6 protein-coding genes are annotated in these 7,241 nt (G+C 39.3%); 2 read left to right on the forward strand and 4 right to left on the reverse strand.

All coding sequences use genetic code 11. From position 1 onward, the window contains the following. Positions 1-247: 247 nt before the first annotated feature. Positions 248-394, forward strand: coding sequence for a hypothetical protein (locus CWC14_RS19220; RefSeq protein WP_171036877.1), 147 nt, complete (start codon positions 248-250; stop codon positions 392-394). Positions 395-419: 25 nt separating this feature from the next. Here CWC14_RS19220 and CWC14_RS17920 read toward each other — a convergent pair whose 3' ends face one another. The 4 genes from CWC14_RS17920 to CWC14_RS17935 form a co-directional block, all read right to left on the reverse strand. Next, positions 420-2,264 (reverse strand): hypothetical protein, encoded by a 1,845-nt coding sequence (locus tag CWC14_RS17920; RefSeq protein ID WP_138564250.1) that lies wholly within the window; start codon positions 2,262-2,264, stop codon positions 420-422. 374 nt (positions 2,265-2,638) lie between these two features. Beyond that, positions 2,639-3,103, reverse strand: a complete 465-nt coding sequence (locus CWC14_RS19460) for a hypothetical protein (RefSeq protein ID WP_212746563.1) — start codon at positions 3,101-3,103, stop codon at positions 2,639-2,641. Positions 3,104-3,549: 446 nt separating this feature from the next. Further along, the gene (locus tag CWC14_RS17930; RefSeq protein ID WP_138564252.1) at positions 3,550-5,088 is read right to left on the reverse strand and encodes an HNH endonuclease signature motif containing protein; all 1,539 of its coding nucleotides are present in this window, start codon (positions 5,086-5,088) and stop codon (positions 3,550-3,552) included. After that, positions 5,085-5,684, reverse strand: a complete 600-nt coding sequence (locus CWC14_RS17935; protein WP_138564254.1) for a class I SAM-dependent methyltransferase — start codon at positions 5,682-5,684, stop codon at positions 5,085-5,087. The genes CWC14_RS17930 and CWC14_RS17935 overlap by 4 nt, the downstream gene beginning before the upstream one ends. 488 nt (positions 5,685-6,172) lie before the next feature. On the opposite strand from CWC14_RS17935, the gene CWC14_RS17940 reads away from it, so the two are divergent. After that, on the forward strand, positions 6,173-6,904 hold the full coding sequence (locus tag CWC14_RS17940; RefSeq protein ID WP_138564256.1) for a substrate-binding periplasmic protein: 732 nt from the start codon (positions 6,173-6,175) through the stop codon (positions 6,902-6,904). Positions 6,905-7,241: the final 337 nt, after the last annotated feature.

The raw sequence follows: 7,241 nt of genomic DNA on the forward strand, positions 1-7,241 counted from the left end.
TTGGAACCCCACGGCGCCCCGGGCATTTTGCACTTTCCTCAAAGCCTAAATTGATGTGAACGTAAACGCCGTGTAAGGCACATCCATGTGCCTGTCACGGCTTTGATTGCATCCATGCAATCGATTACTCATCAATTGAGTCTTTTCGGGCAAAATGACGGGGGAATAGTCTTGGCATTAGCCTTCAAATTTGTCGATGCGTTAAGAGTTATGTATATTAAATTTATACTTAATTTGAGTAACTTATATGGCTGATCAAGATCAAAAGGGTAAATGGCTTTCAAGTAAAGGAGCTATGAAGCATTTAAAAGTATCTGGTTGTGAGTTAATGCATCGCCGAGAACGTGGTGAGCTTCACATGACTCAAAAGTATAATCATTTTTCCATTTTATAAACTTGTCGCTACCCATTAATAAACCTCAAATGTTTTTCGCTATCAATTCAGCTTTCAACAAACCACCTTTAGTCAATAACTTAGGCGCAAAACTTGGGTTACGTTTTGACTTATAGGCATCAAGTATTAACTTGAGGCCATGCGCTTCTAACAATGAAATATTTACTTCTGTATCCATCTCTGCTGATTCGATGAAATCATCGGAAAAGCTAGGGGCAATTATTAATACTTGTGCCACACGCTTACCTTGGTTTTCGGCTCGGGTTACATAGGCTTTTACTTGACGTGACGTTGTTGAATATTTAGCAAAATCACCATTTTTACAGGTTTTTGCTTCACCAATAATTATGTCGTTATCACTGAGTGAAATTACAATATCGGCTTTATCTTTAGTGGTGTTTAAGTCTTTACGTAAGTCTTCATCAATATTAAGCTCTAGTAGTTCAAAAATAGCTTTTGTGACTTCTTCAAACTTAACGCCAATGTCAGCTTCAATTACATCAGCGCCCGCCTCTCTTAGCGCATTAATATCGCGGCGTGCTAGAGCGTCGTAATTTTCAATTAGTTTATCAGTTGCGTTTGCAAAGCTTTCTAATATTGCAAAGCGTGCATTGCCTCGCTTGGATAGCCCCATGCTATCGCGAACTTCTCTAACTTCATCGTTTGAAAGTAAATATAGAATATCGTGAGGAGTAATACTTAACGCACGTAGTTTTTCAGTGTCTATTATTTCGTTCGCTTCAAGTTCAAATGCATCTTTTAGCACAGCCTGCATAGTTGGGAAGTGTTCCTCTAATGTTTTTAGAAGCTGCTTAAAGCCGCTGGCACTTAGAGAATCAAACTCTTTCTCTGTTGCACCTGATAACGATGACAATATTAGACCAATGCGCTCATCTAAGGTTGTACCTAGTTTATCTGTATCAATTTCTAAATCTTGTATAAGCTGCTTTAATCTGTCTTTACGTTGATTTTGGTTATCTTCAACGTTATGAATATCGTCTGATAATAATTTAGCTGCGCTAATTCCTGAATGAATAATTGTTTGAATTTTATCAGTGCGGCTTATGCCTCTAATTTTACGACCATGAGCTTTGAGTGCATTAGAAAGTTCGGCATCTGCCAGCGTTCTAAGTATTCTCAGTACATACTTATCAGCTAAATCTTTACCTTGAATTTCATTAAGTAGGGTTACTATTTCATCAGGAATAAACACTTCTTGGCGCTTTTTACTTATAAATAATAACCCCATATCTCTGAGGCTATTTAAAGCATCTAGCACACCGTTTTTAGGAATAACATCAACCAAATGCTCTACAGCGGCACATTCATCAGTAGTGAGATTTAGCTCATCAGCCAGTACATTAAGAATACTGCGTTCGTCATCAGTAACTTTGGCTTCTCGATTATTTTTTTCATCATTAAAGTATGCTTCTTTCATGCAAGCATGATAAATCTTCAATGCTCGGTTTCGCTCTAAAACGCTCTCGGCAGAGCCTTGTTGAATACACTCTTTTAGCTCCTTTGAGAGCTTGGATAACTCTGCCCATTCTTTTTCATAAAGTGACTCTATCCAGCTAATTCTTGCGACTCCATTGCCATCTCGACTTAATATGTTCACCAATAAATTAAGCTGTGCTGTACTCATTAAAATTTGATCTTTAACTGAGCTTTTAAAGAAATCTCTTACGGTATTAAACAGTTGTGTTATTTCACTTCCTGAAGCATTTTTGATCTGGCCGTCAATGTTGTCGATTGTTTTAGCTAACGTTTTATTATTTTTAGCAGCGTCTGAACAAAGACGATCAAGGCATGAAATGAATTTAGATTTTTCGACTTGGTTGACGATTGATAAAACTTGGTTGAGTTTCATTTAATAGAGTCCTTTCTTATTATGTGGTTATTAACGTAACAGTTTATAATCATTAGAGCAATTATTGTTCAGCTAGGATCAATCTTTAGAACAAGATTAAACAACTCCTGTTCATAAGCACAAATCGATCAACGTACCTTAATTCCCCGTGATCACACCCGAAAGCCTTAAATTGATGAGTAATCACTTGCATGGAGCAAGTTAAGCCGTGACTTCGACATGGATGGCGAATACACGGCACTTACGTTCAAATCAATTTTTAACTTGAGGACACAGTGTGATCCTCGGGCGCGCCGTGGGATTCCAAAGGGCGGTCGGCGGCAGCCGCCCTTTGGTTGCCATCGCCAACGCGATAAAACCTCGAATAGAGGTTTTTATCTTGTTCTGGTTAGGTAGTGTATTACCCACACAATGATCCAAAGACCGCCTGTGATCAAGGAAAGTACAAAGTGTAATAGATGCGGAAATGCTTTTGGCTCAGTAACTGCTACCGCAGCAGAAGATGAATTCATAAAGACATTGTTAACATTTTTTGATTCATCCGCAGCTCTAAGCACAACATCAAGTATTTCACCGCAATGCTTACATTTTTTTGCTGTGCCTTTAATAGATTCGGAACAAAATGGACACTCTTTTTCAAAAGTACACGACTCTTTGAGTTCAACTTTTTCTGTTTTCTTACTTGTTGGACTAACTGTGATTTCAGTAAAACTCTTACCATTTTCGACCTGTAGTTTCACCTTATCATAGAACCTTTTACAACTCGGGCATTGTTTAATTTTAACTCCATGTTCTAGTTCAACAATAAACCCACAAGCTAAACATTCGTATTCTTCCATTTGATTCCCAACCCTTAAAAAAAAAGACACCAATCTACCAACACACTCCAACTCCCCGTGATCACACCCGAAAGTTATAAATTGATGAGTAATCACTTGCATGGATGCAAGTTAAGCCGTGACTTCGCCATGGATGGCGAATACACGGCGCTTACGTTCACATCAATTTTTAACTTGAGGACACAGTGTGATCCTCGGGTGCGCCGAGAGAGTCCAGAGAGAGGTCGGCGGCAGCCTCTCTTTGGTTGCCATCGCCAACGCGATAAAACCTCGAATAGAGGTTTTTAATCCCTTTCCCAAAATCATATATAAATCACGGCTCAAGCCAATTCCTACACTTTAAAAGCGCTAGGCAGACTCACGCCTACGGCACATCCTACAAATTTAAAAGCTGCGCTTTTCGCGTGAGCAAGCTCTGCGCCTACAAGCTAAAACGCGACTACAAACTAACCTGCAACCACTTGTTTAAACCGTGCGAAGGTTCGCATGCTTTCATCAGCAATCATTACCTCGTAATCTGGGTTTTGAGCAATTAGCTCATATTGCCCATTAGGTAATTTATTAACTTTGCGCAGTAAATACTGCCCTTCCCCGCCTATATCATCTCGCTCTATCGCCACTATTTGGCCGCGTAACGATCCTGCTTTATCGGATGTTATAAGCTCAAGTAGCAGTAAATCACCATCAAGTATTGGGTGTTTACCGCCGTTCATAGAGTTGCCCGAAGCGCGTGCTAAAAAGTGCACGTTTGGATCAAGCTTGCCCGCGCCAAGTGGCGCATCCATCAACTCCATATCGCTTTCATACCCTGTTTTAAAATGCCCACAGGCTATTTTTATATTGGGGAAGTACGGCAGCTTTAATACATCATCAATTGATTTTAAGCTAACTTCGGGCTCAGCGACTTGATCTAATTCAGGTTGTGGTGCATTTGGAAACGTAAACAACTCAGCAGTTGGTTTTGCTTGTTCAAAATGGTCTTTATTCCCAAGCCATAATTTTGCGTTGTTGGCTTGTGCCACCTGATAGGCCCAATTGCTTACTGCGAGAGATTTATCTGCATCGCAGTGAAAATACGCACTTAGCTCGTTACTAATAATTTGGCTGTTAACAACCAAGTTTTGCTTTTGCCAACGCTCGCGGTGCTGCTGTGCAGCTAAAAAGTCACGTTTATTGTTATTACATGTGCGATGCGCTGCCACAAAATTATGGCCTAAGTCGTTAGCGTAGCGGGCAAACGGTATAAAGTGATCGACTTCAACATCGTTTTTCATTGGCTTTTGGCAATAAAAACAGCTGTTTGATTGCAGCTCTACCAAAACAGGTTTTGCTTTAGTGAGTGCATTGCGGTCAAAGCCAAATAAAAAGTCATGCAGTTGGCTTTGCGGGCCAATAAGTGTTTGGTTGTGCTTTATGCTTTGAATTTTTTGTAGCCACGCATTTTTAGCTAAATACGTTACTAGATCGTAAAAACGCCTAAAACAGCTAGCAATGCCTGCATTCAAAGTAATGTATTTAGAGCTTTTAGTGTGCGGATATAAAAAGCACTCTTCTTGCTTGGCAAGTATTTGTAAGCGCCAAAGTGGGCCACTTTTTAAGGTTGCCATAGCGGCATTAAAAGTCGGCTTGTAAAAACCACTTTGCTTTAGCTGGCGTAAGTTACGAATATTGTTTTGTTGGCATTCAAACAATACGCTAATTACTTTTGATTGCGCACCGGTATTTTGTAAAAGCAATGCACTTTCACCAGTATGTTCTGAGGGAAACGGCATTGCATGATGCCAATACAAGGTAATGAGTTTGTCAGCAAGTGTTGGCAGTTCTATGACCAATTCACTTTGCTCTGATTGAAGTGGCTGTTCAACACATACATCAGCCAAAGCATGCAGCAATGCAAATTTGTAGGTTGCACTAAAATCGCCCTCAACCAGCATGCGTTGAATATACGCAATAAAGTCGAGTTGCTGCTGCATTGCGCCAATCATAAAACCGGCACTGCTTTAATTAGGGCATTGAGCCATACTTCACTCTCGCGCTCTGGGCGTTGGTCGACCGTTTGCCATTGTTTTAGTATTTTAAGTTTTGTGTGGCTGTTAATTAACGCAGTTAAAGCACTTTCATTTAAATCGGTAAATTCACGGCCATTATGTACACGCTCTTGCGTGCCATATTTAAACGATACATATAAAACGCCATTGGGTTTTAGGGCATTTTGCAGTTTTAAAAACACTTGCGGTAACTCAGCTTTTGGTACATGTAATAAACTCGCGCAGCACCAAATGCCGTCGTGCTTATTGGTACAATTTAGCTGCTGAAAGGTTTTAACCTCTACGGCTTGTTGTAAGTAATTACTGGCTAACTTTGCAAGCTCGGGACTTGCGTCAAATGCGCTAACAGTAAAACCTTGCTGTTTAAAATACATGGCATCGCGGGCGCTACCGCAGCCTGCATCTAATATATGGCCATGTTTAGGGATAAGCGGTAAAAACTCAGCGTAAAGCGCCGACATATCAACATTAAGCGTTGAATCGCTGAAACTTTGTGCGTTTTGATTGTAGTAATTGAGTGTTTTAGTAGGCACTAAATTCACCGCTCCTTGGTTTATATATTAACAGCGCGAGCTATTAATCTGGTATTCATTTATAACTAATCTACAGTATCAACATTTAAAAATATAGAGCTACGGCAATATATACGCCCTAAGTAGTATGTTTTCATTACAAAAAAGCACTGTTTAATTGTTATAAACCAATGTTATTTACACTTTTACCTATTAACTCTACATCTTTGAAAGTATTAAAGTTATATAAACGCTTCGGCGCTATTTGAATGAGCAGCGATAATTAAACACTTACCTTAATCCACACTAAAAACATGGCTGTTATTTACCCTGCAGTGTAACGGCTTGAATAAACGTTTATTTAAGCCGTTATAAGCTTACCAAGCGTTTTAAAGGTTACATTACGTGCAATCGCTTTAGCTGCTGGCCTTTTAATAACAACTACCTAACCCTGTTTATATTTACAACTTGGTTTATACTAAAGTGTTGTAATTTTTTAGAGTAATAAAATGCTTAAAGTCGCTTTTGTTGTATTACTAATCTTTAGCTGTAGCGTATTTGCCTGTAACAAAACACTTAAGGAGGGTACTAATGAACGCAACTGGCCGCCTTATGTGGTGGCAGTAAAAAACAATTTAACAAGCGTTGAAATTGACGTGTTAAACACGATTTTTAACGGCTCATCTTTTTGTTTAAAATTTGTGTTGCTGCCTACCTCATCGCGCGCTTTTGAAGAATTAAAAGAAGGCCGTATTGATGTTATTTTTGCCGCGAGTAAAACATCAGCAAGAGCTGATTTTGCCTATTTTAGCGATGCCTATCGTGATGAAGTAGTTCGCCTGTATAAATACACCGAATCGCCTGATTTAAATAACATTAGCGATATTTTTTATAAAGATTTAACCTTGGCGGTTAACTGTAGCAGTTATTATGGCGTTGCGTTTGAGCTGTTTAAACAAAACTACCCCGCTAACGTTATTATGATGCCTACAGCCGAAAAACGTTTTGCAATGCTCAATAAAAATAGAGTTGATTACGCAATTGAAGACGAACTAGCAGCGCAATATTTTATAAACCAATACCCAGCAATAGAAGCGGTTACTAATATGGCGGCCATCAATAAGAGTTCTACTCATTTAATGCTAAGTAAAAAAACCATTAGCCAAGTAGAGTTACAAGCTATAAATGAGTTAATTAAGCCAAATAAATCCGCTATACAAGCCATTTACCCACATTACTAAACGCTTAGATTTCGCAACATTTAAAAGCTGCGCTTTTCGCGCGAGCAAACTCTGCGACTACAATCACAAGCCGGATTATAAACTTCCGCCTACATTCATAAACACTAAGAGTGTAATAGGTGTTAGGTGTTAGGTTTTAGGACAGTGACAGAGATTACTAGTTATTAGGCTGTTTGCACAAGCTCGCAACCCGTTGCTCGTATCCAGTAGCAGCGATTTCATATCGCGTCAGATTAAGCCTAAATAAATATTTACCACCGAGATGTATGGACTCCCCTCCCATCGAGGGGTAACGTAATAAGTGACAAAACTTTTACTAAAGGAGTCCATACATGAT

The organism is Pseudoalteromonas sp. S3260 (assembly GCF_005886925.1).
GTDB lineage: Bacteria > Pseudomonadota > Gammaproteobacteria > Enterobacterales > Alteromonadaceae > Pseudoalteromonas > Pseudoalteromonas tetraodonis.

Bases quoted from the DNA above. Each gene is read 5' to 3' on its own strand.
- CWC14_RS19220 (WP_171036877.1), top strand. From the start codon at position 248: ATGGCTGATCAAGATCAAAAGGGTAAATGGCTTTCAAGTAAAGGAGCT.
- CWC14_RS17920 (WP_138564250.1), bottom strand. From the start codon at position 2,264: ATGAAACTCAACCAAGTTTTATCAATCGTCAACCAAGTCGAAAAATCT.
- CWC14_RS19460 (WP_212746563.1), bottom strand. From the start codon at position 3,103: ATGGAAGAATACGAATGTTTAGCTTGTGGGTTTATTGTTGAACTAGAA.
- CWC14_RS17930 (WP_138564252.1), bottom strand. From the start codon at position 5,088: ATGATTGGCGCAATGCAGCAGCAACTCGACTTTATTGCGTATATTCAA.
- CWC14_RS17940 (WP_138564256.1), top strand. From the start codon at position 6,173: ATGCTTAAAGTCGCTTTTGTTGTATTACTAATCTTTAGCTGTAGCGTA.